Consider the following 25,383-nt stretch of genomic DNA (forward strand, 5'->3'; position numbering starts at 1 on the left):
GGGGGGGGGGCGCCGCCCGGGGCCCGGTGGGGGTGGGGGCCGGGCGGGGGGGCGGGGGGGCCGCGCCGCCCCCCTGTGTGGGGGCGGGGCGGCCCCCCCGCCCCGCCCCCGGTCGCGGTTCGTTCACGCCGGGTGGCTTCCGCGGACCCGGCGGGATTCTGCATCTTCACGGTGCCCTGTTCACCGCGCTGCGGGCCCGGCTCACCCGGCCGGCCCATCCGCTGCGTCGGCTGATTGGGCGGCTGCGGGCGACCCTGCGGCGGACGTCCGGGCACGGGACCGGGCGGAGGACCTGGCCGTTGCGGCGGCTGCGGACCCCGGGAGCCCGGTGGCATACCGCCGGTGTTGGGTCCCGGACGCCGACCGTCGGGACCGGGGCGCGGAGGGGCGACCGCCGGGCGCGGTCCGCTGTTGGCGGGCGGCCGTGGGCCTGCCGGTCCCGGGCGGGGGCCGTTGACGGCCGGCCGGGGCCCGGTTGCGGGGCCGGGGCGCGGACCGGGCCGGGGGACACCGGGGCCCCCCGGGCCGGGCGGCCGTCCACCGGGCCCCGGGCGGGGAGCATTCGCGTTCGGGGCGGGACCGCGGTTCGGTGACCCCGGCCGCTGCTGCGGTTCCCGGCCCGGCAGCGGCCCACGCGGGCCGCGGCCACCGCGCGGATCATCGCCGGATGGGGTCTCGTAGGGCGAAGTCACTGACAAGGTCTCCAAAGCTCGTATCGGTCTGCTGGGCCCGTGCTCCGATGCCCTTCGGCACTCGGCACGAACACCATCATCGGGCCGGGCGGGTTCATTCCGCGGCGGTGCGCCGATTCACCCGGGAACGCGACCGCCCCTGCGGCGTCTTCCCGAGTACATAGGACTGCACCAGATGATTCCAGCTGCAGGTCCGGCACACCTCGACGACATGAACCGAGAACTCTTCTCTGGACTCGGCCAGGCGCACCAGCTCTTCCGGGCTGCGCGCAGAACCCGCGATCGGCCCCAGGCCGTCGCCGTAGACCCAGGATACGAGAGTGAGTTGTTCCTTCCGGCAGATAGGGCATGTGACCTCGCTCCCCCGGCCGTGAAATTTGGCCGCACGCAGCAGGTAGGGATTGGCGTCACATACCTCGGCGACATCGACACGGCCCGCATAGACGTCAGCCAGCAGCGACTTGCGCCGGAGCGCGTAGTCCACCACTTGCCGCTGAATTCGCACGCCCCCAGAGTAGCCGTGTTGTATTGCTGCCGCCCGCGGCGTGATTGGATCCGGGTTCCGGACGTCTGCGATTCGGCTCCGACTTTGGCGCATTTGCGACAACGGCTTCCGGGCGGTGCGGGCGGGTGAGTGGCCGTCACCACAGGCCGGAACCGCGGCCGTCCCGAGAAGCCCTGCGCAACGTAGTATTCGCTGGTGTCAGCAGCGAGGTCGGGTCGTATTCGGGTCCGTGCCGGAACGGCCGGTTCCGGCCTTTCCGGCCGGTATTTCGCCGTCCTCACCGCGGCTGCGCTGGCGACTGCGTTCGCCGCCTACACACTCACCAGCCGCGGCGCCGGTTCCACGCCGGTCGATCCGCCCCCGGCGGCATCGGCGACCGCGCCGGGAACGACAACCGTGCCGGGGCCGGTCCCGGATGAACCCGAGCCGCTGGTTTTCGACCCGCCGAATCTGGTCAGCGGTCCCGGGCTCGCCCAGTTCGTCGCCGAGTACCGCGAGCGCTTCGGCGATACGGTGGCAGACGAGGTCGGGCTGCATCCCGAGTACGGCGATGTCGAACGTGCGGTACCCGGCCAACCGAACCGCTCGGTGAGCTACGACTACCGAGGCGGCTTCAACCAGTCCGCCGATCTGACCACCCGCTCGGTCGACACCCCGACCGTGGACCTTGGTGCACTCGATACCGGCGCGCTCGGCCGGGTGCTGGCCGATGCCCCGGCGGCCGCCCGGGTTCCCGACGGGGTGGTCACCCATATGAACTATGCGGTCAACAACTTCTCTCCGTTCGAGGGTGTTCCCGCGGTCAGCATCTACGTCTCCAATTCCTTCGACGAGAGCGGATGGCTCCTGGTCGGCCCGACCGGCGATATTCTGCGGGTCTGGCCGTTCGAGGGGTAGTGGCGCCGCGATAGTCTCGGGCAATGCTGCAACCCGGGGCGAGCGTCGCCGGCTACCGGATCGTCCGCCGGATCGGCGCAGGCGGGATGGGAGTCGTCTACCTCGCCGATCATCCGCGGCTCCCCCGCCAGGACGTGCTGAAACTGCTCCCCGCCCACCACCTGGACGACCCACAGTTCCGCGGCAGATTCGACCGGGAGGCCGATCTCGCGGCCCGGCTGAAACATCCGAATATCGTCACCGTCCACGACCGTGGAGTCGCTGACGGTCAGCCGTGGATCGCGATGGAGTATGTGCCCGGCACCGATGCTGCTGCGCTGGTCGGGGCGGCGGATCTCGGCCCGCGCCGCGCGGCACGCATCATCGACGACGCCGCCCGCGGCCTGGACCACGCCCACCGCAACGGGATGCTGCACCGCGATGTGAAACCGGGAAATATCCTGGTCACCCCGGACCCCGATCGCGAGTTCGGGGAACGTGCGCTGCTGACCGATTTCGGTATCGCCCGCCTGGCGCTCGAAGGCACCGATCTCACCCGCACCGGTGAGGTGATAGCGACGGTGGCGTACGCCGCACCCGAGCAGTTCACCGGTGGTCCGGTCGATCACCGCGCGGATGTCTACGCTCTGGGCTGCACGCTGTTCGTCCTGCTCACGGGTGAGAAGCCATTCGCCATGGACAGCGCCGCCGCAGTGATCAGCGCGCATCTGCACACCCCACCGCCACCGGCCTCCGGGCGTGTTCCGACCCTGCCGCCGGCGATCGATGCGGTGCTGTCGCGGGCGCTGGCGAAAGATCCCGCGCAACGCTATGACTCGTGCCGCGCCTTCAGCGAGGCCGCGATCCAGGCGCTCGAGACGGTAGCGGGCCATCGCACCGGTACCGGAGCAGCGCCCTCGGTCCCGCTTGCCGCTGCCCCGAGCACCATATTTGCGAAGCCGCCGCCGGAGCCTCGCCCCGGCCCGGTGCCGCGCGGACCGGGCGGACCGGGCGGCGCCGAGATTGCCGGTGCCGCGGTTCTTCGTGGCGCCGGCCGGGCGCGGCGCTGGTGGATACCGGTGGTGGTGCTGGCGGTCGCCGCCGCGCTCGGCGCCGGGGCCGGATTCGTGGCGCGGGACGAATCGGCAGTCGGCGTCGCCGCCGTCGCGGAGACCGGTCCGGAAACCGCGGCGCTGCCGAACCTGGTGACTGCCGACGGGATGGCGTACTTCATCGACCACTACCGCCGTGAGTTCGGCGATACCGTTATCGACACCGCCACCGTCTATCCGGACTTTCTGCTCGTCCAGCGTCTGGACAAAGGCAGTCCCCGCAACTTCCGCTTCGACGGGGACGGGTTCGACGAGCTGGGCGGCCCGGTGCCCAGCTGGGCGAAGGGCCGGACGATCGACCTGGCCGATATCGACCTGAAGACGCTGGCCGCCGTACTGGCGGGAGCTCCGGCTTCGGTGCGTCTGGACCAGGGTGCGGTCGAACACCTCGGAATCGGTTTCGAGCTGATCGCGCCGGCCGATGCCGGACCCGTGATCGATATCTACGTCGAGGATCCCGCGGGCGGTACCGGACATCTGTCGGTCTCGTTCGCCGGCGAACCGCTGCAAGTATTTCCCGCGGACTGACATCCCGACCGGAAGTTGCTACCGGTCGGCTGCGCCGCCGGATCTCCCGGTCCGGCTCGCCGCGCGTGGGAACTCATTGTTCTGCATCCCCGGGTTGCCAGGGAGAACCCCTGCTCCGGGTCGGTCATGCTGCCCGGCCGCTGCCTGTGATGTAGCGGACTGCACTATGAATGGTTATATCGCTCCGATATAGTTTGTAATCGCATCCATTGGTTAGGTCTGTACGGAAGTCAGGGGGTGAAGCCCGGTGCTCGAACTGGCAATCCTCGGGCTGCTCCTGGAATCGCCCATGCACGGCTACGAGCTGAAGAAACGGCTCACCGGCCTGCTCGGGGCGTTTCGGGCTTTCTCCTACGGATCGCTGTATCCGACCTTGAAACGTATGCAGGCGGAAGGGCTGATCGCGGAGGAGGTTCCCGAGGGCATGGTGACGACTCGCCGTGCCCGGCGGGTGTACCAGCTGACTCCGGCGGGCCGGGAGCGGTTCAGCGAGCTCCTGGCCGATACCGGTCCGCAGAACTACACCGATGACGGCTTCGGCGTGCACTTGGCCTTCTTCAGCCGCACCCCCGCGGAAGCGCGGATGCGGATTCTGGAGGGCAGGCGGCGCCAGGTCGAGGAGCGCCGAGAGGGGCTGCGGGAGGCGATCAAGAAGGCGAGTGGCTCGCTGGATCGCTACACCCGCCAACTCCATCAACTCGGACTCGAATCAAGCGAGCGCGAAGTGCGCTGGCTCAACGAGTTGATTGCGGCGGAGCAATCGACGAAGGCGGCACCACAGAAAGAGGGAAATACCGGCCATGAGTAGTGGAGACACCAATAAGTCCAGTGTTCGCGTCGCCATCGTAGGTGTGGGCAACTGCGCCTCCTCGCTCGTGCAGGGCGTGCAGTACTACCGGGACGCCGACGATACGGCGACGGTCCCCGGCCTGATGCACGTGCGGTTCGGCCAGTACCACGTGCGCGACGTGCAGTTCGTCGCCGCCTTCGATGTGGACGCCAAGAAGGTCGGCTTCGATCTGTCCGAGGCGATCTTCGCCAGCGAGAACAACACCATCAAGATCTCCGATGTGCCGCCGCTCGGTGTCACCGTGCAGCGCGGCCCGACCCTCGACGGCATCGGCAAGTACTACGCCGAAACCATCGAACTCGCCGAATCCGATCCCGTTGACGTGGTGCAGGTGCTGAAGGACGCCCAGGTCGATGTGCTGGTTTCCTATCTGCCTGTCGGCTCCGAGGAAGCGGACAAGTTCTACGCCCAGTGCGCGATCGACGCCGGCGTGGCCTTCGTCAACGCGCTGCCGGTGTTCATCGCCTCGGATCCGGAATGGGCCGAGAAGTTCCGCGCCGCGGGTGTGCCGATCGTCGGCGACGACATCAAGAGCCAGGTCGGTGCGACGATCACCCACCGGGTCATGGCGAAACTGTTCGAGGATCGCGGTGTGCAGCTCGACCGCACCATGCAGCTGAACGTCGGCGGCAATATGGACTTCAAGAACATGCTCGAGCGCGAGCGCCTGGAGTCCAAGAAGATCTCCAAGACCCAGGCGGTCACCAGCAACCTGAAGAAGGAGATGGGCGCGGGCGATGTGCACATCGGCCCGTCCGATCACGTCGGCTGGCTCGACGACCGCAAATGGGCCTACGTCCGGCTGGAGGGCCGTGCGTTCGGTGATGTGCCGCTGAACCTGGAGTACAAGCTCGAGGTGTGGGACTCCCCGAACTCCGCGGGCATCATCATCGACGCGGTACGCGCCGCCAAGATCGCCAAGGACCGCGGAATCGGCGGCCCCGTGCTCCCGGCGTCGGCGTACCTGATGAAGTCCCCGCCGAAGCAGATGGCCGACGACGTCGCCCGTGCCGAGCTGGAAACCTTCATCATCGGCTGAATTTTCGGCGCCGACTCCGTCGGCGCGGGTTTTGGCCCCCCTTGGTCCCTGCTGTCAGCACTCGACACTCGCGGCTGCGCCGCATCGCATCGAGCACTGACAGCAGGGACGGGCCAAAACCTCCAAGGGCCTCGCTGAACTCGGCACCACCGTTGGTTGCGTCGGGGTTCGTATGTGTACTGCGAGGGCCTCGCTGAACTCGGCGTCGACGTGGTTGCGTTGGGGTCGAGTGTTCGCGCGGATGCCGGACGCGGTGGGGCGGGTATGGGCCGCGAGTGGATGTGACTCAGTCCAGGGATACGTAGACCTCTACCGAGGTGGGCCCTGTGTAGCGTTCGAGTTCGGCGGTGTGGGATCGGGTGATCGTGCCCGCTTTTTCCGCTTCCCGCACTCGGGCCCAGGCAGTGCGCAGCAGATCGTACGGTTTTTCGGTGACCACGAATTTCGCGTAGCGACCGGCCGGAACCCGGGTGAGCACATCGCCGGCGTCCAGATCGGCCAGGCCGGTGACCTCGTAGCCCAGAACCGCCACCGCGTGATCGTCCTGGCCGATGTAGGCGGCGACCCGGGGCACCTCCTTCTCCCGGCTCAGGTACCGATCCCAGGTGAAGTTGACCAGATCCAGATCGCGGGCGGTTACCTCACGGCCGGCCAGCGGAACGGTCAGCCCGGCGACCATGCTCCCGTCGAGGGTCACAATTTCGAAATCCACAGCTTCCTACCTGCCCGCCGAATCGTCTTCTGCCATTGCCACGAAAACCTCCACCGTGCGCTCGTCCGGATACCGTTCGTGGTCCCCGGTATAGGAGCGCACCAGACGGCCGGCGGCTTCGGCATCCCAGATGGCGCGCCACAGGGTCACGATGGTTTCACCGAGATCCTCGCCGCTGAGGGTGAACCGGGCGTACCGCCCGGCCGGGATCCGGGCGAGCACATCCCCCGGTAGGAGATCGTCGAGGCTACGGCAGCGGTAGCCGATGATATGGGTCAGGTACGAATTGATCTCGGGGGCATGATCGACGAACGCACTGGCGGGCGGTCCGGGTAAGGCCCGGGACAGATTGAGTTTCCAGGCCTCCTCCACTTTCTTACGACGCGGCCCTTCCACAGCGAGGGCCGGGCTGCGAAGCACCATTCCCGCCACCAGCGTTTCCGGGCGGTCAACGACATTGAATTCCACCGGCGTAGCCCCTATGTCTCGTCATCCGTCGTCGCTCCAGCGCATATCCTCCCGCACGCCCGTCCCGGCACGAGCGTGGGCCCGGTGCCGGTCGGTCGGATGGGCGACATCTCACTCTGGCCAACGATGCTGCCATGCCGACCGTTCCTTCGCCGGTATCACGAGCGGAAATCCGTGGATTACGGCACCGGAACGGTAACGCCGGGCAATATTTCGACCACTCGCGGCGGTGGCGCGGGAGGTGGTGGCGGTGGCGGCGCGATGATCGGTGGTGCGGGGGCGGGCGGTTCGGGCTCGGGCGCGGGTTCGGGTTCGTACTCCGGTTCGGGCACATACGGTTCGGAAGCAGGCGGGATCACGATGAAGGGCTGCTGCTGTTGCTGCGGTTCCGGCTCCGGCTGCTGCGGCGGGTTGAGGATGTCGTACGGGTTGCCCGACGGCGGCTGGTTCGGGGCGGCCGCCGGTGCCGGCGGCGCGGCGGCCGGGTTGCCGATCTGCTCGACGGGTGTATCGGCGAGCGCCCCGTCCATGGTCTGTTTCCAGATATCGGCGGGGAGCCCGGAGCCGTAGATACGGCCGCCGCCGGCCGTCATGATCGGCAGGTTGTGTTCGGTGCCGACCCATACGGCGGTCGACAGCGAGGGCGTGAAACCGACCATCCAGGCGTCCTTGTTCTGTCCGGTGTCGCCCAGCTGCGTGGTGCCGGTTTTGGCGGCCGACGGGCGCCCGCTCAGCCCGTGGCCGTTGGAGTAGTCGGCGATCGGCAGCATGGCCGCGGCGGTCCGGGCCGCGATATCCGGAGGTATGCGCTGTTCGGAGGGCGGTGGTTGTTCCCCGGTCTGCTGCTCGGGATCGCTGCTGCGATCCAGCAGGACCCGGCCGTCGCCGCGAACCACCTGCTGCACGAAATACGGCTGGTGATAGCGGCCCGCGCCGGCGATGGTCGCATAGGCGGAGGCCATATCCAGCGGCCGGACCAGATAGGTGCCCAGCACGATGGACGGCATGGGTTCGGCGCCCATCTCGGTCAGCGACTGTCCCGGTACTCCTGGAATGTCGTGCGGTATCCCGGCCTGGTGGGCGGCGTCGGCGATGGCCTGTGGGCCGTTGTTCATGGCCAGGGTGAGGCGGTAGAAGCTGGTGTTGAGCGAGCGTTTTAATGCTTCCGAGAGCGGGCAGGTCCCGCAGGATTCGTTCTCGACATTGCGCACGTCGACGCCGTTGACGTCCACCGGCGCGCTGTCGAACGCGCGGGACAGCGGGATGCCCTGCTGCAGCGCGGCCAGCACCGCGAAGGTTTTGAACGCCGAACCGGTCTGTACCGGCGCCTGGGCGAAATCGAATCCGATACCGTCCGCGCCGCCGTAGTAGGCGCGTACCGCGCCGGATCGTGGGTCGATGGATACCACCGCGCTCCGCAGTTCCGGTGGCTGCCCTTCCAGGCTTCCGGTGGCGGCTGCCTGTGCGGCCTCCTGTGCTTTGGCGTCGATCGTGGTGACTATCCGGAGGGCGCCGGTGTTCACCTCTTCCTGCGATATCCCGGCGGCGGCGAGTTCACGCAGCACCTGGGCCTTGATATGCCCCTCGGGACCGCGTTCGACGATGTTCTCGTCGAATACCGGCGGTGGGATCGTGGGCGGGAAAACCACCGTGCCGCGTTCACCGGGCGCCAGGGAACCCATGGCGACCATGCCGTTGAGGACATAGTTCCAGCGTTGCAGCAGCTGCGGGAGTCTGGTCTGCGGGTCGAGCCCGGACGGGGAGCGGATGAGTGCGGCCAGTACCGCGCCCTCGGCAACGGACAGTTCGGCGACGGGTTTGCCGAAGTAGGCCCGCGCACCCGCTTCGATTCCGTAGGCGCCGCGCCCGAAGTAGATGGTGTTGAGGTAGGAGTGCAGGATCTCGTCTTTACTCCACTCCCGTGCCATCTTGGCGGAGATGATCAGCTCGTGTGCCTTACGGCTCACGGTGCGTTCGGGGCCGAGAAAAGCGTTCTTGACGTACTGCTGGGTGATGGTGGACCCGCCGCCGGCATCGGCCCGGCCCAGGGCGTTGTCGCGTAGGGCGCGCAGCAGGCCCGTGGGGGAGAAACCGGGGTTGTCGTAGAAATTGCGGTCCTCGGCGGAGAGCACGGCATCGCGTACGTGCACCGGCACCTGTTCCAGCGGTACCGGGGTGCGGTTGCCCTCCGGGGGCACCACCTTGGCCAGCTCCGTGGTGCCGTCGGAGGCGGTGATGGTGGCGGTCTGGTTCACGGGCACGGTTCCCGCCGCCGGGATCTCCGCGCTCCAGTACACCAGCGCCACCAGCAGTGCGGGGACGGCGACCAGGATGACGAACAGCCACAGCAGCAGATGGCGAATCCGCTGGCCCCGGCTGCGGGGCGGGCGGTGGTACTGCGGGGGCCGGGGCGGCCGAGGTCGCACACCGGTGTCGAGCTGGTTCCAACCGGCGAGCGATGGGTATTGCGGCGATCTGGGAGTGTTGTGGCCACGCGGGGGTCGGAACGAGCTCACGATCATCTCCTCCCGGAGCGTCGGAAAAACTCAGGCGCACCACCGCCCGACCCCAGGATACCCAGTGATCAGCTTTTGACCCCGCCTGCGGTCAGTCCGGAGATGATGCGTCGCTGGAACACCAGTACCAGAATTACCAGCGGCACGGTCACCAGAGTGCCCGCCGCCATAATCGCCGCATAGGGTTCCACCTGGGGATTGTTCCCGGAGAAACGCGCGATGGCCACGGTCACCGGTTCCGTGTCGCGACCGGAGAGCACACGGGCGAGCAGGTACTCGTTGACGGCGGCGATGAACGCCAGGATCGCGGTGGTGAACACCGCGGGTGCCGCCAGCGGCAGCATCACCAGCCGGAAAGCCTGCAATTTGGTGGCGCCGTCGATCCGGGCGGCCTCCTCGAGCTCCCACGGGAGATCGGCGAAGAAAGACGCCAGAATGTAGACGGTCAGCGGCAGTACGAAGGAGATATTGGGCAGGATCAATGCCTGGTACTTGCCGATCCAGCCGATATCGGTGAACAGCTGGAACAGCGGGGTCACCAGGACGACCACGGGGAACATCGAAGCGCTCAGGATCACGCCGGACACCAGATAGCGGCCCTTGAAGGTGAGCCGCGCCAGCGCGTAGGCCGCCATCACACCGATCACCAGCGCGATCGCGGTACTGGCCGCACCGATGATCACACTGTTGAGCAGCGCCTTACCGAAGTCGTTGCCACGGCTGGTGTCGAAGACGTCGCGAAAGTTGTCGAGGGTGAGATGCGTGGGCCACGGGGTGGGTTCGAAGGTGTAGGCGGGGTCGCGGAACGCGGTCACCGCCATCCAATAGAACGGACCCAGTCCCCAGAGCAGCACGATCAGTGCGCCCACGTAGATGCGCGCCGAGCCGAGCCGGCGTCGCCAGGACGGACGTGGCCGGGCGGGGGTGCCGGTTTGCTGTGTAGTCACCGCGGTCATGCCTTCCGCTGCTCTTCCTGCGTCCGCACCGCGTTCGCGCCCAGTACCTTCACCAGGACGAAGGCCACCGCGAAGATCAACAAGAAGGTGATCGTCGAGAGCGCCGCCGCGCTGTTGGGACCCTGCCGGGTCTGCTCGACCACCAACACCGACAAGGTCCGGGTGGCCGGCAGGTTATCGGTCATGATGGCAGGCAGGTCGTACATGCGCAGTGCGTCCATGGTGCGGAACAGCACCGCGACCAGCAGCGCCGGTTTCAGCAACGGCATCGTCACCTGCGTGAACCGCTGCCATGCCGAGGCGCCGTCGACCCGGGCCGCCTCGTACACATCGTTCGGGATGATCTGCAGGCCCGCCAACAGCAGCAGCGCCACGAACGGCGCGGTTTTCCACACATCGGCGGCGATCACCGCGAAGCGTGCGGGCCAGGCGTCGGAGGTCCACAGGATCTCGGTGCCGAAAATAGTGTTGACCAGGCCGTCGTACTGGAACATGAACTCCCAGAGCCGCGCGGTCACCGCGGTGGGGATGGCCCACGGGATCAGAACCGCCGCGCGCAGCAGCGCCCGGCCCCGGAACGTCTTGCCCATGACGATCGCCATTCCGAGGCCGATCGCGACCTCTAGGGTCACCGTCACCACGGCGAAGAACAGGGTCACCCCGACGGCGCCCCAGAACTCGGAGCCCAGGTTGCCGGTGGGGCATTCGGTGACACCGCCGGTGATCACCTGGCATTGGCCGACCAGCCAGTGCAGGTAGTTGTAGAAGGTGCTTTCCCCGTTGTCGGTGAAGCGGCCGGTCACGACGTCGAGCTGATCGTCGTAGTGGAACGACATCCACAGCGCCCGCAGCACCGGATACCCGATCACCACGGCGAGGGCTATCAGTACCGGCGCGACGAACAGCCACGCCCTGCCCGTCATCCGCACTTCGTCGCGCAACTTCAGGGCCGTCCCGCCGGTTCGCGCTGCGTTCGCGGGCTCATCTGTACGGACCGACGCCTGCGCGTCCGTTCCGGAAGGATCCGACACCGTTCTCTCTCCTGGCTCGCCGGGTCCGGTTGAACAGTAACTACGATCCGGCTGTCTCGATACCCTTCTGCATGCCGATGATCGCGTCGTTCACGGACTTGGTTCCGGTCAGGGCATCATATGCGTTGTCCTGAATGGCTTTGGACACCGCCGGATAGAACGGGGTGACCGGTCGGGGCACCGCGTTGGCGATGGAATCTTCGAGGGCGGGCAGGTACGGCATCTTGGCGATGAGCGCCGGGTCGTCGTAGGTGGAAGCCCGTACGGGGGGAAGTGCGCCGGAGGCGATGATGTGCTGCGCCTCCTCGCTGATCAGGTACTTCAGGAAATCCAGTGCGGTGGCCTTGTTCTCGGAGTACGCGCTGATCGCGGCGTTGTAGCCGCCGAGTGTGGAGGCGCCGATACCGGTTTCGCCGGGCAGTGGCGCCACGCCGAATTTATCCTTCACCAGCGACGATTCCGATGAGGCGTCTCCGTAGGTGGACGGCCAGCTGCGCAGGAACATGAATTTGCCCTGGTTGAAGGCCGCGCCGCTTTCGGGTTCCTGGAATTCGACCGCCTCCCGGGGAATATCGCCGACTTCATAGGCATCCACCAACTGCTGGAGTCCGGCTCGCGATTCGGCACTGTTCACCGTCGGAGTGCGCCCGTCGGTTCCGACGAAGGTGCCACCGAACGCGTTGATCACCTCGGCGGCGTTCACCGTCAAACCCTCGTATCGTGCGAACTGTCCCGCATAGCAGCCGATCTGCTGTGCCCGCGCGATCGGGCAGCTGGCCAGCATCTCCGACCACGTGCGGGGCGGGGTGGGGACCAGGTCCTTGCGGTAGAACAGCAGGCCACCGTTGGTGTTGCGGGGCGCGGCATACAGCGTGCCGTTGTAGGTGGCACTGGCGACCGGCGGCGACAGCAACGGGGCAGTGTCTATGGCGAACCGGTCCTCCAGCGGCTGGATCCAGCCCTTGGCGGCGAATTCCGCGGTCCACGGGACGTCCAGGGCCACCACGTCGTAATCCGGCGATTTCGCCCGCATATGTTCGACCAGATCGTCGTACTGGGCGGAGGCGTCGTTGGACTGCTCCTTGTAGGTGACCTGTTCGTCGGGATGGGTGGCGTTCCAGCGATCGATCAGCTGTTTCACCGCACCGGTTTCGGTGGTGTCCTTACCCTCCACGTAGGTGATCGGGCCGCGGCCGTCCTGGTTCATGCTGAGCTGCTCATCGGTATCACTGGTGTTGCATGCGGTGGCAAAGGTCGCGGTCAGCAGCGCGATCGGCGCAAGTACGAGCGCGGCGCGTAGAGACGGCACCTTCTTGAAAGCCATCGCGGAACTCCAGGGTCGATACGTGAGCGGCAGCACAAGGCAACATACATGGTGTGAACGTCGCGTGTGGGGTACTCCTGTGGCGAAGCAGGCCGGCTCACTGCCCGGCCGGCCCGGAATGCTGGTAAACCACAGGTAGGCTGGCTGCACCCGTACGGTGTGCTGCCTCTCCACCGATCCCGCCCTTCGGACGTGACGGCCGGCGGCGGGATTAGGCTGGATCGCGATGTCCGCCCCGAACGCAGTATCCGAACGCCTGCTCACCAGGATCGGTGGACTGCTGCGCCAAGCCGAGTCCACCGACAACGAACACGAGGCCGAGGCGTTCCTGGCCGCGGCCCAGCGCCTGGCCACCCGCTCGTCGATCGACCTGGCGGTGGCGCGGACGCACACCCGGGACCGGGAGCGCGGCGCGACTCTCGTCCAGCGGATGATCCCGATCGGCGAGCCGGGGCGCAAAGGTCTGCGTACCTACGTCCAGTTGTTCGTGGCCATCGCCGATGCCAACGATGTGCGCTGTGATGTCGCCCGTACCTCCACTCAGGTGTACGCGTACGGGTTCGCCGCCGATATCGATGTCTGCGAGGCGCTGTACTCCAGCCTGCTGGTGCAGATGGTGCAGGCGTCGGATCGGTATATCAAATCCGGCGCCTACCGGTCGGCGACGATGGAGAAGGTGGTCGTCGAACGGCGCCGCGGGCGGCGGGTGCGCCGAGTTGTCCGGGTGCCGGTGGCCGGTGTCACCGCCCGGCTCAATTTCCAGATGGCGTTCGCGGCGCGAGTCGGGGCGCGCCTGGCCGAGACCAAGGCGGAGGTCGAACGGGTCGCCACGACGCGCGATGTGGACGCCGCCGAGCCGATCTCCGAGGAACAGGCCGCCGGGACCGCGCTCGCCCTACGCGGCAAGGCGCTCGAGCTGGCGGATTTCTACAGCAGCAACTCCGAAGCTCGTGGCACGTGGCGGGGTCCGCACACCTCTACCGGCTACGCGCCGGATGCCCGGCGGGCGGGAGACCGGGCCGGTCGGGCGGCTCGGCTGGGTTTTGCGCCGGAACTGGACGCGGCGCGTGGCCGGCTCGAGGGCTCGGGCGGGACATGATGTCGCGCAACCGGACCCGGGAGGATAATGCCGGAATGCCGCCCGGCCGGGCGACTGGAGACCGCCCCGATATCCTTGCGCGCTCGGTCGCCGCCCGGTCCGCCGGATCAGTGTGGCGTGAGGTTTGACGGTCGTGCGGGACAACCGGCGCGCCGAGGTCTATGACGCCGAACAGCTGGTCCGCGGAGTATTCGATCGAGCCGGCGAATTCGGCCGCCGTACAGTCGAAGTCCACGGTTCGCGCCTGACTCTCCCGGTGGAACGAAAATTCGCCTCCGTCGAATCGGTGCAGCAGTACTGCGATCGCGTCCTGGCGCTGAATTGGGTTGTGGCGAAATGGGAACGGGCCGCGGCACCGATCCGGGTGCGTGCCCGGGCCGGAACGGTTGCGGCTCATTACGAAACCGGGCGCGGTGTGCTCGCCGTGCCGATCCACGGCAACAGCTCGCGCCGTGGTGGTGCGCCGTGGGCTTTGCGAGAGTTGGTGGTACTGCACGAAATCGCACACCACCTGGAACCACACCCGGATTCGGTCGCCGCGCACGGCCCGGAATTCTGTGGCAGATACGTCGAACTGGTCGAGGGTGTTCTCGGTCCGGAAGCCGGTTTTCTGCTGCGTATCACCCTGCACGACAGCGGTATACCGCTCGCCTGAACTGTTTTCGTTCACTCGCCGGTTCGGGGGTCCGACATCGCCCATACTCGGGCGAGGCGGTCGGTCCACCAGGCGGTGCGGGCGGGGTCCGGGTGCCGGTACTTCTCCAACAGGGCGGCGTCGGGTTGTGGAGCTGTTCGGGGGATCGGCAGGCAGCCGTTCACCGGGCGCAGTGAATCAGCGACCAGATCGCCTTCGAACAGAGTCACCGTGCCCAGCCCGCACGCGTGGTCCAATTCCGGGAGAGCGCCTGCCAGTGCCAGCTGCGCGGACAACCCGATACTGGTCTCGAGCGCCGAAGAGATCACGCACGGCAGTCCGGCCGCCTCGGCCACCTCCAACGCCCGCCGGACCCCGCCGAGCGGTGTGCATTTGATCACCGCGATATCCGCCGCGCCGGCGACAGCTACCCGCAACGGGTCTTCCGCGCGGCGGATCGATTCATCCGCGGCGATCGGGACATCCACCTTGCGACGGACCTCGGCGAGTTCTTCGATGGTCCGGCAGGGCTGTTCGACGTACTCCAAACCACCTGCGGCACGGTCCAGCTCACGGATACTCCGGACCGCGGTATCCACATCCCATACCGCGTTCGCGTCCACCCGGATCGCGCCGCCGGCCCCCAGCGCCGACCGTACGGCTTCCACTCGTGCCAGATCCGCGGGTAGTGCGCCGGGGTGGTCGGCGACCTTCACCTTCGCCGTCCGGCATCCCGAACCGGCGACGAGATCGTGCGCCCGTTCCGGCGAGACCACCGGGACTGTGCAGTTGATCGGCACCCGGTCACGCACAGGTTCCGGCCAGCCCACACCTATCTGCTCGATAGTGGTGGCCAGCCACTGCGCGGCTTCGTGATCGTCGTATTCGGGGAACGGGCAGAATTCACCCCACCCCCGCGGCCCGCGTAGTACGACACCTTCGCGCACGGTGATCCCCCGGAATTTCGACCGCATCGGAATCGCGTAGACGGTGATGGAGTCGATCTCGGGCAGCTCGGTCACCGTCCTCACGTTAGTAGGGCGGTTGTCCCCTGTCCGGAGACCGGCCGAGAGATACGCCCTAACCATGCCGTGGATGCGCTGTCAGCATTTGGGACACGGAACATCGGCGCCGGGGGCCGCTATAGCCGCCGACGCCCACTTCGTGGTCCTTTCGGGTGAACAATTGTGGTTGACGCGGGCCTTCGACGATTTCGGCACGGCCGCCCGTGAAGTGGGGGCGGCAGCGATCCCCGGGATCATCGACAGCAATCTGTCCGGCGATCTGCTTGCCAACCTGGCCGCCCGGCAGGCCGATGGGCCGACGGACATCGTGATCGGCCACCGGACCAGGAGCGGTGGCGAAGGATCGCGAGGGAGCGCGCGGACCCCGCTGGCGAGTCTGGACTGGTTCCGTAGCGGTGGCTGGCACTATCGGGACGAGGGGCTGCGGCACGGCCCCCTCGACATGCACACCACGATGCTTTTCCCCGGCGACACCGAGGAGACCGCGGTGACGGAATTCCCGCAAGCACCGGTGCTGACCGTTCCCGGCACACCCGGGTTCGCTTCGCGAGCGGAGACCTCGACGTGAACGTTCAGGTGGCCGTGGGCGGTGTGACCCACGACCTCGGTGAAACGCCGCCGGAAGGGCCGTCGCCGACCGCTGATGTCCGACACGACTTCGTGGCGGATGCGATCGGCACGGACGGCGTGACCGTGCGAGTGGTACCGAGCGGCATCGACTTCTACCGCGACTCCGCACTCATGGCGGTCGCTGCGGCGACCGCTCTCGTGGAGACCGAGACCGTGCATACCGGGATTCCGGCGGCCGCCGAGGCATTCGCACCGCGGGGATTTCTCGACGCGCCGGCGCCGCACGGTATCGCCCGGCGCATCGAGGAGCCGGTGCGCCGATGAGTATCCGGAAAGTACGAACCATCGTGCTCTCGGCTCTGCTGGGAGTCCTGCTGACTGTCTCCGGTACGGTGCTGTACGTCGGTGCGTCCGGATCGAGCGGACCGCCCGAAACCTGGCTCGACAGCTGGTCTGCGGCGCAGATACCCGCCGGTGATGTGCTCGGGCCGAATTGGTCGGCCGCCGGCTTCGCCGGTCACACCATCCGCCAGACCGTGCGCCCCACCCTCGCCGGAGAATCCGTACGGATCACCCTGTCCAACCTTTTCGGTGATCGTCCGCTGCCGATCGCGGCGGCCACCATCGCGCACGCCGCCGAAGGGGCGGCGGTGCGTTCGGGCACGGTGCGCCCGCTGTTCTTCGGCGGCAAACCGGGCGCGGTGATCCCGCCGGGTGCCGAACTCACCGGCGACGCCATCGACTACCCGGTCAACGCTCGGCAATCGCTCACCGTGACGCTGTATCTCGGCCGGCCCACCGGTCCCGCCACCTTCCACTTCCTCGCCAATACGACCACGTACCGGGCGATCGGTGATCACAGCGCCGATATCGACGGCACGGCGTTCACCGAATCCAGCAGGTCGTGGTACTACCTGACCGGCGTCGAGGTCTCCGGTACGCCGAACCGCGACGGTGTGGTCGTTTTCGGCGACTCCCTCACCGACGGCGCCGGGGCGTGGCCCGATATGGACAATCGCTACCCGGATGCGCTGGCCGACCGGCTCGCGGTGGCCGACCGGCCGCGCGCCGTGCTCAACACCGGGATCGGGGGGAACCGAATCGTGTCGGATTCCGCGTATGTGGGCCAGCGCGCGGCGACCCGGTTCCGCCGCGATGTGCTCGACAAGGAGGGGATCGGCACGGTGATCCTGCTCTCGGGCATCAACGATATCGGCGCGAGTGAGCTGCACGAACCATGGATGCGCCCGAATCCCGAGGTCACCGCCGACCAGTTGATTGCCGAATACCGCCTACTGATCCGGATGGCACGCGCCGGCGGCCTGCGCATCGTCGGCGGTACCCTGCTGCCCTACCGGGGAGCTCCCTATTTCAGCGAGCGCGGTGAACGAGTCCGGGACGCGGTCAACTCCTGGATTCGCGGTTCCGGTGAATTCGATGCCGTCGTGGATTTCGAACGCGTACTCGCCGACCCGTCGGACCCGGACGCACTGGCCGCGCGGTTCGACAGCGGAGACCACCTGCACCCGGCGCCCGCAGGGTATTCGGCGATGGCCGACGCCGCCGCGGGCGTCCTGATCGGGCCACCCGATTAGGACGGGGACCCGAAAGCCACCTGTCGTACAGTTCGTGATCGCGCACGGTCCGGCAGGCTCGAATCGAGGCTGCCGGACACTGCGCGCGCTGAATTGATCTGCGCTTGTTCGCGCGATGAGGGCGGATGTTCAGAGGCGTTCGAGGACGGTGGCGTTGGCGAGACCGCCCGCTTCGCACATGGTTTGCAGCCCATAGCGGGCACCGCGGTCCTGCATGGCGTGGACGAGTGTTGTCAGCAGCCGGGCCCCGGAGGCGCCGAGCGGGTGGCCGAGCGCGATCGCGCCGCCGTTGACGTTCACCCGCTCCGGGTCGGCGCCGGTATCGCGGGTCCAGGCCGAGACCACCGAGGCGAAGGCCTCGTTGATTTCGATCAGGTCGATATCGCCGATGGTGAGTCCGGCTCGGTCCAAGACCTTGCGGGTCGCGGGGATCACCGCGGTGAGCATGAGTAGGGGATCGTCGCCCGCCACCGCAAAACTGTGCAGTCGCGCCAAGGGCCGTAGGCCGAGTTCGCGGGCCCGTTCACTGGTGGTGATGAGGACCGCGGCGCTGCCGTCGCTGATCTGGCTGGCGGTGGCGGCAGTGATATTCCAGCCGATCTGCGGGAAGCGTTCGGCCATCGCCTCGTTGTAGTAGGCGGGGCGCAGGGTCGCGAGGGTGTCGAGGGTGGAACCGGTGCGGATGCCCTCGTCGGTGTCCAGCCCGGCAATCGGTGCGAGTTCGGCGGCGAACTGTCCGTTCTTCGTAGCGCGGGCCGCTTTCTCGTGGCTCGCCAGCGCGAATTCATCGAGTTCGGTTCGCGAGATGCCCCAATTCGCGGCGATCAGTTCGGCGCTGATCCCCTGCGGGACCAGGCCATCCGGGTAGCGCTGCGCGAAGCCCACACCGGAGATATCGTCGGCGCCCCGCGCGCTCGAACCCATCGGGACCCGGCTCATGGATTCGACACCGGTGGCGATCACCATGTCGTAGGCGCCGGCGATCACACCCTGCGCCGCGAAATGCACGGCCTGCTGGCTGCTGCCGCACTGCCGGTCGACCGTGGTGGCGGGGACCGATTCCGGGAAACCGGCGGCGAGTGCGGCGCGGCGGGTCATGTTCACACCCTGTTCGCCGACCTGGCTGACGACCCCGCCGATCACATCGTCGACAAGTGCGGGATCGATCCCCGTGCGTTCCACCAGGGCGCGCAGGCTGTGCGCCATGAGATCCACCGGATGGACCGAGTGCAGGGCTCCGCTGGGTTTGCCCCGGCCGATCGGGGTCCGGACCGCATCGACGATGACTGCGTCTCGCATGGTGATTCCTTTCGTCACCAGAGTACCGACTCTGGCTAAAGTTATCTAAAGCCAGAGTAGAGGCTGACATGAGTCGAGGCAAGCCAGAGTCGATAGAATGAGGCCATGGCAGCCGTGATGGAAGGCCCCCTGGCCGATCTGAACTCGTGGAAACCGGACCAGTGCTCGATCGCGCTGGCAATGGACGTGGTGGGGACCCGATCGGCGATCCTCATCCTGCGCGAGGCGTACTACGGCACCACCCGCTTCGACGGGTTCGCCGCCCGAGTGGGCATCACCGACGCGGCGGTATCCGGTCAGCTGCGCAAACTCACCGACGCGGGCCTGTTCACCAAGCAGCCCTACCAGGAGGAGGGCAAACGCACCCGCCACGAATACGTCCTCACGCGCAAGGGCCGCGATCTACTCCCGGTAGTACTCGCCCTCATGCAATGGGGCAACACCTACCTCCAGCCCGGCCCCCCGCCGCTGGACCTGGTCGAGGCATCCACCGGTGACCCGGTTCGGGTACAGGTACGCAGCGAGTCCGGCCGGGAGATCGGCGTCGACGAGCTCGGCGTACGGCTCAACGACGAGTGGCGCGCGGCCAGGCGGCGTAAGTAGGGCAGCGAACGGGTTGCCGGCCACGTTGCGCCCGGCGGGACCGGTCGACGTGGAGCTCACCGGTCAGCCCAGCTCTTCCGGTCTCCGGGAAGTCGGGCGGCACGTCGAGGAGTCCGCGCCCACCGCTGCCGGCGAGCCTTCGGTGTCCGGTCGAGAGCTCGGAATCCGAAGTGTCGCCGACAGTACTCCCGGCTAGTTCAGCCTGCGACCGTCGTCGGCGCCGAAGAAGTAGATGTGTTCGGGGCCCGGGGTGAGGTAGACGCGGCTGCCCTTGGCCGGTGGAGTGCGCCAGTCGGTGCGCGCCACGATCGTCTCGACGCCTGCGGTGTGGTCGGCGGGGCGGCCGTAGATGAATGCGTCGGAACCGAGTTCCTCGACCACGTCGACCTCGATCTCGATACCGGATTCGCCGGCGTCGAGATGTTCGGGGCGGATTCCGACCGTCACCGAGGTGCCCGCCTCATCGGCCACCGACCTCGGCAGTTGCAAGGTGTAACCGCCGACCCGCACCTCCCCGTCGCTCACGGGGAGCGTGAACAGGTTCATGGCCGGTGAACCCATGAAACCGGCGACGAATACGTTCGCGGGGTCGCGGTAGAGGTCGCGGGGGGAGGCGCACTGCTGCAGCAGGCCGTCGCGCATGACCGCGACCCGATCGCCCATGGTCATGGCCTCGACCTGGTCGTGGGTGACGTAGACGGTGGTGGTCGCCAGCCGGCGCTGCAGCTGCGCGATCTGGGTGCGGGTCTGCACACGCAGTTTCGCGTCCAGGTTGGACAGCGGTTCATCCATCAGGAACACCTGCGGATCGCGCACGATCGCCCGCCCCATCGCGACCCGCTGCCGCTGACCACCGGACAGCGCCTTCGGCAGGCGGTCCAGGAACGGTTCCAGATCGAGCAGGCGGGCCGCCTCCCGCACCCGGCGCTGCTTCTCGTCCTTGTTGACCTTGGCCAGCTTGAGCGCGAAACCCATGTTCTCGGCGACGGTCATATGCGGGTACAGCGCATAGTTCTGGAAGACCATCGCGATATCGCGGTCCTTGGGATCGGTGCTCGTGACATCGCGATCACCGATGAGGATGCGCCCGCCGGTCACGTCCTCGAGCCCGGCCAGCATCCGCAGCGACGTCGACTTCCCGCACCCCGACGGACCCACCAGCACCAGGAACTCGCCGTCGGCGATCTCGAGCTGCAACTGATCGACAGCGGGCGTCTTCGCACCCGGATACTGCCGGGTGGCGCGATCAAAGGTCACCGTGGCCACGGCTGTTCACTTCCCTTCACCGATTGGAACACGCGAAGTGGAGCGAACTCGCAACATGTGCGTGGTCATGGCGTCAGAGGCTACCGCTGGTGTTTCCGAGCTCCGCATGGTCTGTAGGTTTTCGGTGCAAATCGTGCCAGTCGGGCGATTCACTGTCCACCCATCGCTGCGGGTGAGCCGGCAGCCGGCGCCGCCTCGATCCGTTACGGGCAGGACGAGCGGATCGGGCATTGCACGGACCGAGCCGATCGGCGCTGAGCCGGCCGCAGCGGCCGAGGGCGATTTCGGGACCCCGGTCCGGCACGCCGGTGTCGGCCGTGGCGGCTAGCCTCACCCCATGGTTCGGCCGCTCGTCTAGAGGAACTCGTCCAGAACGGTCGGCGTGACGCTCCGTTCATCGGCCCGGATCGGCCGGCACGACGTCCTGATCGAAACGCTCAGTGCCCGGGGAAAGACATTCGTCTATTCGATACGCGCGGGAAGGGTCGTGGTGCTGACCGCGGGCCGCGGCTATCGGACGGATCTGGCGGCAGCGCTGCTGCAAGCGGCCGCGCGACCTGCCGCACCGATGCTCGAGGTCCGGATCCGTAACCGTTATCGCACCGACACCGAGCCGTGGGCGGATTCGCTGGCCGATGCCATGCTGCGGGTTGCGAAGCAAGAGGCAGTGGCCGGGCACTTCCTCAGGTTCGCGGGACGGTCCGGTGGGCGCGTCGACCTGGTGTGGCGGGAGAACCCCGCATCCGCCTCGGGTCCCGCCCTGTGGATGGAAACCACGCAGCCCGGGCAGCCGGGCTCCCTGGGGCGCTTCGTCACCCGCGCCGACGCAGCACAAGTGGTGGAGGCCCGTCCTTCGTCGAACAAGACGACACCAATTCCCAGAGCTACCCATCGCTGAACCTCTAGCCACACTCCGGGGGAATCCATCGTGCCCGACGATTCGCAAGCTTTTCAGGTCGACCTCGATCAGCTCGATGATCTCACCGCCCGCGCTGCGAACTTCGTCGGCTTCCTCAACGACAGTCTCACCAGTCTCCAGCAACGCATGGACGCCCTGCAGCACACCTGGACCGGTGACGCCGCCCGCGCCCAAGCCGACGCCTACCGGCAGTGGTCGACCGGTGCCACCGACGTGAGCGAAGGCGTCGACGCCATGCGGCAGGCCGCCGTCGACGCCCACACCCGCCACACCACCGCCATCGACACCGTGACCCGTGTTCTCGGGCCCGATAACGGTCGATGACCTTCATCAACGTCGACCCGGCGACCTATTACGAAGCCGCCACAATCGTCAACCAGGCAGCGACCGCGTTCTTCACCGCCTACGCCCAGCAGCTCAAAGGACTGGAAACCACCAACGCGATGGCCGGCAGCGCCGGTCCCGGCAGGGACTGGGCCGTCTCCTGTATTGCGGGTCACGAAACGGCGCCGATAGGGCTCAAATTTACAGAGGCAGGAGCGGATCCGCAGTTCAAGGCAGCAGTTGAGAAGGCTGTTGGTGACTTGCGTGCGAAACATCCCGATGCTGAAATACACTTGGAATGGGCGTAATGAGCTATATATTCGACGTAAACGATGAGACGGTGTGGAGTCCGGCATTGCGTGCTGGAAGGCTATATACACTGATGGCGCAGGATGTTGCGGAAGTCCTCGGAGTCGAAACAGGGATGACGGCAATGGCATCGGATTTCTGGGATATCGATATCGATAAATTCGAGCTGTTCGTCCGCGCCATGTACGAAAAGTACTTTTCTAGTAGTCATCCCGTTCTGAGAGGGTTGATAGGGTCCGTATTGGCGCCTTCTATTGTGGTCCTCGAGCGTGGTGGCAGGGCTATCAGCCCGACCTCGGCAGAGGAGCGGGAATTTATCCTCCGTACTCAGGATCTGTCGATGGCGCGATAGTAGGGACTCGCATTTCGATCGACCTGGAGGGCGCTTGTCCGCTTCCGAAATGAAGACGGGTTGTTCTGGCCGAGGCCGCAAGGTCGGCCGCGGAATTCGATTCCGGTCGGCCGCCGCGCCCAGCCCGGCTCCGAGGCGAGAACCGATGTCAGCGTGCGAATCGGTCGACCGCTTCCAGGACGGCGTTCCTCATCGCCGGACTGCCGGTGTGGCCCGAGTCGTCGATGACCCGGAGTTCGGCGTCCGGCCAGGCGCGAGCGAGTTCCCAGGCTGTGCGGAGCGGGGCGGACAAGTCGAGTCGGCCGTGGATGAGAACGCCCGGTATTCCCGTGAGCCGGTGCGCGTCGCGCAGTAGCCGGCCGTTGTCGAGCCAGGCGGTATGGGCGAAGTAATGGGTGCAGATCCGGACGAATGCCAGCAGCGCGGCATCCGGTTGGGCGCTGTATTGGCCGGGCGCACCTAGTGCTTCGTGCGCGATAACCGCATCCTCCCAGGTGCACCAGTCCAGGGCAGCTTTCTCGCGGACCGCCGGATCGGGGTGTTCCATCAACCGCCGATACGCCTCGACCAGGTTTCCGTTCCGGTCCTCGGCAGGCACACCGTCGCGAAACCGCTCCCATTCGATCGGGAGCAGCAACCGGAGGCCGTGATACAGCCAGTCGACCTCCTCCGGGCGGGTCATCGTCACGCCGACCAGTACGATCCCGCTGACCCGCTCCGGGTGCCGCTGCGCGTAGGCCAGGATCAGGGTGGAAGCCCACGAGCCGCCGTAGAGCAGCCAGCGCTTTATCCCGAGATGTTTCCGCAGCCGCTCCATATCGGCGAGTAGATGCTCGGTGGTGTTGTGTGCCATATCGGTCGATGGAAGCGCGGCGTGTGGCCGGCTCTCGCCACAGCCACGCTGGTCGAACAGCACGATCCGGAACACTTCCGGGTCGAACGTCCGGCGCCCGCCCCGGCTGCCGCCGGCCCCGGGGCCGCCGTGCACGACGAGGGCGGGCCGCCCGACCGGGTTACCGCTTGTCTCCCAATAGATACGGTTGTCGTCGCCGACATCCAGCAGCCCGGACGCATAGGGTTCGATCTCGGGAAACGGCAGTCGCGGCTGTGTAGTCGGCACAACGGCCAACGGTAGCGAAGCCCGGAGTTGCTCTGCACTACGTCCGGGTACGAGTCCGGCGCCGCTCTCAGTGGAGGGGCGAGAGCGGCGCCGGAGTTCGTTGTGACGGTGCCGGGTAACCCCTCATCGGTTACGCGGTGCCGTCCGGCTCGGCGTGCGATGGGCACGCCGGGGTGGGTTACTTCGCGGGGGTGAGTTCACCTTCCGGGTCTGTTCCGAGAGGTGCGCGCTCCGGCTCTTTGGTGAAGAAGAGCATGGCCGCGGCACCGATCAGGCACAGGGCGGTCATAACGATGAATCCGCCGTTGTAGGTTCCGGTGCGACCCACGATGAAACCCATCACCGACGGGGCGATGATGCCGGAGAGGGCGAAGCAGGCGTCCGCGAAACCGGCGGCGGTGCCGGGCTGCGAAGGTGCTGCGTCGATGGAGGCGACCCACCAGATGCCGCCGGTGATGAAGCCGAAGCCGACGCCTGCGGAGATGCAGATCAGGGCGACGGTGAGGTTGCCGGGGAAGAACAGGATCGGGACGATCGAGGCGCCCGCCAGCAGGAGTGCCACCCCGATGATGAGGAATCGCGAGCGGATGCTCTGGGTGCGTTTGTACACGCGGTCGACCAGGATGCCGCCGAGTAGCGCGCCGACCACACCGGACGCCCACGGCGCCACCGAGAATCCGCCGACCTCTTTGATGGAGAGGGCGAATTCGTGTTCCAGGTACTGCGGGAGCCAGTACATGAACGCCCAGAACATGAACCCCCAGGCGAAGTAGCCGAGTCCGACCAGCCACAGGTTGCGGTTGCGCAGGATCTCGCCCCAGTCGGTGCTGGACTCGTGACCGCTGTCCTCGCCGTCGGTCTGCCCGGACCGGATGTAGTCCAGTTCCTCCTTCGAAACGAAGGACGCTTCGCTCGGCGAATTCTTCAGGAACGGGTAGGCCACGACCACCCAGACGAGGCCGGCCACGGCCAGCACCCAGAACATGCCCTTCCAGCCGGTGAGCGCGATCAGTTGGGTGAGGATCGGGCCGCCGACGAGCAGGCTGCCGGAGACGGCGACGCCGCCGATGAGGGCGAGGGCTTTACCTCGTTCGTGGGCGGGCAGCCACCGGCTGGCGAGCCGGGTCGCTGCCGGGAAGCAGGGTGCTTCACCGGCGCCGAGGAGGATGCGCAGCAGGATGAGGCCGATGAATCCACCGGCGAACGGGGTCAGTGCGGTGGCCGCGGCCCAGATGAACATGCCCACCATGAGCACTTTCCGGGACCCGAACCGGTCGACCAACGGGCCGGAGAGCAGGGCGAACAGCATATAGCCGATCGAGAACGCGGAGCTGATGATGCCGTATTGCCCGGGCGTGATCCCGAACTCGGCCTTCAGATCGGTGGCCGCGAACGAGATGGCACTTCGATCGACATAATTCACCACCACCAGGCCCAGAATGATGGCGATTGTCCACCAACGCGATTTCATAGCGAACTCCTCGGATGAAGCAGTCGCGGGGTCAGAAGACCCCGCGGGCCCGCAAGTCGTAGAATTACAAAGGCGTGGGCCGGTGAGCTCGAGGGGTTTCCCGCCACCTGGGCACCGTTGTCGGTGGTCGCACCGATCACCGAGGCATCGGCCGAATACCAGGCCATCTCGTACGCGCTGACCACACC

At 67.1% G+C, this 25,383-nt stretch carries 27 protein-coding genes; 14 read left to right on the forward strand and 13 right to left on the reverse strand.

All coding sequences use genetic code 11. The features are described from left to right. Positions 1–786: 786 nt before the first annotated feature. A complete protein-coding gene (locus QH195_RS06250) occupies positions 787–1,197 on the reverse strand; it encodes a DUF5318 domain-containing protein (protein WP_280422654.1) in 411 nt (136 codons plus the stop codon). 195 nt (positions 1,198–1,392) lie between these two features. On the opposite strand from QH195_RS06250, the gene QH195_RS06255 reads away from it, so the two are divergent. From QH195_RS06255 to QH195_RS06270, 4 genes are all read left to right on the forward strand, one after another. Beyond that, on the forward strand, positions 1,393–2,094 hold the full coding sequence (locus tag QH195_RS06255; protein WP_280434661.1) for a hypothetical protein: 702 nt from the start codon (positions 1,393–1,395) through the stop codon (positions 2,092–2,094). 23 nt (positions 2,095–2,117) lie between these two features. Continuing rightward, on the forward strand, positions 2,118–3,713 hold the full coding sequence (locus QH195_RS06260) for a serine/threonine-protein kinase (protein ID WP_280434662.1): 1,596 nt from the start codon (positions 2,118–2,120) through the stop codon (positions 3,711–3,713). 247 nt (positions 3,714–3,960) lie between these two features. Next, positions 3,961–4,521 carry a PadR family transcriptional regulator gene (locus tag QH195_RS06265; protein WP_280434663.1) on the forward strand — a complete coding sequence of 187 codons (561 nt, stop codon included), beginning with the start codon at positions 3,961–3,963 and terminating at the stop codon, positions 4,519–4,521. Further along, positions 4,514–5,602 carry an inositol-3-phosphate synthase gene (locus QH195_RS06270; RefSeq protein ID WP_280422658.1) on the forward strand — a complete coding sequence of 363 codons (1,089 nt, stop codon included), beginning with the start codon at positions 4,514–4,516 and terminating at the stop codon, positions 5,600–5,602. Before QH195_RS06265 ends, QH195_RS06270 begins: the two co-directional genes overlap by 8 nt. A 286-nt stretch (positions 5,603–5,888) precedes the next feature. On the opposite strand, the gene QH195_RS06275 is transcribed toward QH195_RS06270, so the two are convergent. From QH195_RS06275 to QH195_RS06300, 6 genes are all read right to left on the reverse strand, one after another. Next, positions 5,889–6,314 (reverse strand): GyrI-like domain-containing protein, encoded by a 426-nt coding sequence (locus tag QH195_RS06275; protein ID WP_280422659.1) that lies wholly within the window; start codon positions 6,312–6,314, stop codon positions 5,889–5,891. Positions 6,315–6,320: 6 nt separating this feature from the next. After that, complete coding sequence (locus QH195_RS06280; protein ID WP_280422660.1) at positions 6,321–6,782, reverse strand: GyrI-like domain-containing protein; 462 nt, start codon at positions 6,780–6,782, stop codon at positions 6,321–6,323. Between the two features lie 179 nt (positions 6,783–6,961). After that, positions 6,962–9,304, reverse strand: coding sequence for a transglycosylase domain-containing protein (locus QH195_RS06285; protein ID WP_432278356.1), 2,343 nt, complete (start codon positions 9,302–9,304; stop codon positions 6,962–6,964). Between the two features lie 62 nt (positions 9,305–9,366). Then, positions 9,367–10,254 (reverse strand): carbohydrate ABC transporter permease, encoded by an 888-nt coding sequence (locus tag QH195_RS06290; protein ID WP_432278355.1) that lies wholly within the window; start codon positions 10,252–10,254, stop codon positions 9,367–9,369. Then, positions 10,251–11,177 carry a carbohydrate ABC transporter permease gene (locus QH195_RS06295; protein ID WP_280422689.1) on the reverse strand — a complete coding sequence of 309 codons (927 nt, stop codon included), beginning with the start codon at positions 11,175–11,177 and terminating at the stop codon, positions 10,251–10,253. The genes QH195_RS06290 and QH195_RS06295 overlap by 4 nt, the downstream gene beginning before the upstream one ends. 148 nt (positions 11,178–11,325) lie before the next feature. Beyond that, the gene (locus QH195_RS06300) at positions 11,326–12,609 is read right to left on the reverse strand and encodes an ABC transporter substrate-binding protein (protein WP_280434664.1); all 1,284 of its coding nucleotides are present in this window, start codon (positions 12,607–12,609) and stop codon (positions 11,326–11,328) included. 226 nt (positions 12,610–12,835) lie between these two features. Here QH195_RS06300 and QH195_RS06305 point away from each other — a divergent pair, with 226 nt between their 5' ends. Continuing rightward, a complete protein-coding gene (locus tag QH195_RS06305) occupies positions 12,836–13,708 on the forward strand; it encodes a DUF2786 domain-containing protein (RefSeq protein ID WP_280434665.1) in 873 nt (290 codons plus the stop codon). Between the two features lie 124 nt (positions 13,709–13,832). Continuing rightward, the gene (locus tag QH195_RS06310; RefSeq protein WP_280434666.1) at positions 13,833–14,363 is read left to right on the forward strand and encodes a TIGR04338 family metallohydrolase; all 531 of its coding nucleotides are present in this window, start codon (positions 13,833–13,835) and stop codon (positions 14,361–14,363) included. Between the two features lie 11 nt (positions 14,364–14,374). Here the strand turns inward: QH195_RS06310 and QH195_RS06315 are convergent, their stop codons facing one another. After that, positions 14,375–15,364 (reverse strand): o-succinylbenzoate synthase, encoded by a 990-nt coding sequence (locus QH195_RS06315; protein ID WP_432278354.1) that lies wholly within the window; start codon positions 15,362–15,364, stop codon positions 14,375–14,377. 73 nt (positions 15,365–15,437) lie between these two features. On the opposite strand from QH195_RS06315, the gene QH195_RS06320 reads away from it, so the two are divergent. Genes QH195_RS06320 through QH195_RS06330 form a run of 3 tightly spaced genes read left to right on the forward strand, consistent with a single transcriptional unit; the run spans position 15,438 to position 17,532 of the window. After that, a complete protein-coding gene (locus QH195_RS06320; protein WP_280434667.1) occupies positions 15,438–15,935 on the forward strand; it encodes a hypothetical protein in 498 nt (165 codons plus the stop codon). Further along, positions 15,932–16,261, forward strand: coding sequence for a hypothetical protein (locus QH195_RS06325; RefSeq protein WP_280434668.1), 330 nt, complete (start codon positions 15,932–15,934; stop codon positions 16,259–16,261). The genes QH195_RS06320 and QH195_RS06325 overlap by 4 nt, the downstream gene beginning before the upstream one ends. Then, a complete protein-coding gene (locus tag QH195_RS06330) occupies positions 16,258–17,532 on the forward strand; it encodes an SGNH/GDSL hydrolase family protein (RefSeq protein ID WP_280422666.1) in 1,275 nt (424 codons plus the stop codon). Before QH195_RS06325 ends, QH195_RS06330 begins: the two co-directional genes overlap by 4 nt. Before the next feature lie 129 nt (positions 17,533–17,661). On the opposite strand, the gene QH195_RS06335 is transcribed toward QH195_RS06330, so the two are convergent. Then, positions 17,662–18,831 carry a thiolase family protein gene (locus QH195_RS06335; protein WP_280434669.1) on the reverse strand — a complete coding sequence of 390 codons (1,170 nt, stop codon included), beginning with the start codon at positions 18,829–18,831 and terminating at the stop codon, positions 17,662–17,664. Positions 18,832–18,936: 105 nt separating this feature from the next. Here QH195_RS06335 and QH195_RS06340 point away from each other — a divergent pair, with 105 nt between their 5' ends. Continuing rightward, a complete protein-coding gene (locus QH195_RS06340; protein WP_280434670.1) occupies positions 18,937–19,434 on the forward strand; it encodes a winged helix-turn-helix transcriptional regulator in 498 nt (165 codons plus the stop codon). Positions 19,435–19,626: 192 nt separating this feature from the next. On the opposite strand, the gene QH195_RS06345 is transcribed toward QH195_RS06340, so the two are convergent. After that, the gene (locus QH195_RS06345; RefSeq protein ID WP_280422669.1) at positions 19,627–20,700 is read right to left on the reverse strand and encodes an ABC transporter ATP-binding protein; all 1,074 of its coding nucleotides are present in this window, start codon (positions 20,698–20,700) and stop codon (positions 19,627–19,629) included. 382 nt (positions 20,701–21,082) lie between these two features. On the opposite strand from QH195_RS06345, the gene QH195_RS06350 reads away from it, so the two are divergent. From QH195_RS06350 to QH195_RS06365, 4 genes are read left to right on the forward strand one after another with little or no spacing between them, the layout of a single operon-like run. After that, positions 21,083–21,598 carry a hypothetical protein gene (locus QH195_RS06350; protein WP_280434671.1) on the forward strand — a complete coding sequence of 172 codons (516 nt, stop codon included), beginning with the start codon at positions 21,083–21,085 and terminating at the stop codon, positions 21,596–21,598. A gap of 30 nt (positions 21,599–21,628) precedes the next feature. After that, on the forward strand, positions 21,629–21,943 hold the full coding sequence (locus QH195_RS06355; RefSeq protein ID WP_280434672.1) for a WXG100 family type VII secretion target: 315 nt from the start codon (positions 21,629–21,631) through the stop codon (positions 21,941–21,943). Further along, a complete protein-coding gene (locus QH195_RS06360; protein WP_280434673.1) occupies positions 21,940–22,251 on the forward strand; it encodes a hypothetical protein in 312 nt (103 codons plus the stop codon). Before QH195_RS06355 ends, QH195_RS06360 begins: the two co-directional genes overlap by 4 nt. Then, positions 22,251–22,604: a DUF6086 family protein gene (locus tag QH195_RS06365; protein WP_280434674.1), complete on the forward strand. Its 354-nt coding sequence runs from the start codon at positions 22,251–22,253 to the stop codon at positions 22,602–22,604. The genes QH195_RS06360 and QH195_RS06365 overlap by 1 nt, the downstream gene beginning before the upstream one ends. Before the next feature lie 148 nt (positions 22,605–22,752). On the opposite strand, the gene pip is transcribed toward QH195_RS06365, so the two are convergent. The 3 genes from pip to QH195_RS06380 all read right to left on the reverse strand — a co-directional run. Next, positions 22,753–23,724: a prolyl aminopeptidase gene (gene pip, locus QH195_RS06370; RefSeq protein WP_280434675.1), complete on the reverse strand. Its 972-nt coding sequence runs from the start codon at positions 23,722–23,724 to the stop codon at positions 22,753–22,755. A 178-nt stretch (positions 23,725–23,902) separates the two neighbouring features. Next, positions 23,903–25,195, reverse strand: a complete 1,293-nt coding sequence (locus QH195_RS06375) for an MFS transporter (protein ID WP_280422676.1) — start codon at positions 25,193–25,195, stop codon at positions 23,903–23,905. Then, a partial coding sequence (locus QH195_RS06380) for a hypothetical protein (RefSeq protein ID WP_280434676.1) occupies positions 25,192–25,383 on the reverse strand: 192 nt, incomplete at its 5' end. The genes QH195_RS06380 and QH195_RS06375, both read right to left, overlap by 4 nt.

It is taken from the genome of Nocardia carnea (assembly GCF_029868855.1).
Classification (GTDB): domain Bacteria; phylum Actinomycetota; class Actinomycetes; order Mycobacteriales; family Mycobacteriaceae; genus Nocardia; species Nocardia carnea_A.

Excerpts from the sequence above, each read along its gene's own strand:
- QH195_RS06260 (WP_280434662.1), top strand. The coding sequence starts at position 2,118 with ATGCTGCAACCCGGGGCGAGCGTCGCCGGCTACCGGATCGTCCGCCGG.
- QH195_RS06270 (WP_280422658.1), top strand. The coding sequence starts at position 4,514 with ATGAGTAGTGGAGACACCAATAAGTCCAGTGTTCGCGTCGCCATCGTA.
- QH195_RS06285 (WP_432278356.1), bottom strand. The coding sequence starts at position 9,304 with ATGATCGTGAGCTCGTTCCGACCCCCGCGTGGCCACAACACTCCCAGA.
- QH195_RS06290 (WP_432278355.1), bottom strand. The coding sequence starts at position 10,254 with ATGACCGCGGTGACTACACAGCAAACCGGCACCCCCGCCCGGCCACGT.
- QH195_RS06295 (WP_280422689.1), bottom strand. The coding sequence starts at position 11,177 with ATGACGGGCAGGGCGTGGCTGTTCGTCGCGCCGGTACTGATAGCCCTC.
- QH195_RS06300 (WP_280434664.1), bottom strand. The coding sequence starts at position 12,609 with ATGGCTTTCAAGAAGGTGCCGTCTCTACGCGCCGCGCTCGTACTTGCG.
- QH195_RS06305 (WP_280434665.1), top strand. The coding sequence starts at position 12,836 with ATGTCCGCCCCGAACGCAGTATCCGAACGCCTGCTCACCAGGATCGGT.
- QH195_RS06320 (WP_280434667.1), top strand. The coding sequence starts at position 15,438 with ATGCGCTGTCAGCATTTGGGACACGGAACATCGGCGCCGGGGGCCGCT.
- QH195_RS06330 (WP_280422666.1), top strand. The coding sequence starts at position 16,258 with ATGAGTATCCGGAAAGTACGAACCATCGTGCTCTCGGCTCTGCTGGGA.
- QH195_RS06335 (WP_280434669.1), bottom strand. The coding sequence starts at position 18,831 with ATGCGAGACGCAGTCATCGTCGATGCGGTCCGGACCCCGATCGGCCGG.
- QH195_RS06340 (WP_280434670.1), top strand. The coding sequence starts at position 18,937 with ATGGCAGCCGTGATGGAAGGCCCCCTGGCCGATCTGAACTCGTGGAAA.
- QH195_RS06360 (WP_280434673.1), top strand. The coding sequence starts at position 21,940 with ATGACCTTCATCAACGTCGACCCGGCGACCTATTACGAAGCCGCCACA.
- QH195_RS06365 (WP_280434674.1), top strand. The coding sequence starts at position 22,251 with ATGAGCTATATATTCGACGTAAACGATGAGACGGTGTGGAGTCCGGCA.
- QH195_RS06375 (WP_280422676.1), bottom strand. The coding sequence starts at position 25,195 with ATGAAATCGCGTTGGTGGACAATCGCCATCATTCTGGGCCTGGTGGTG.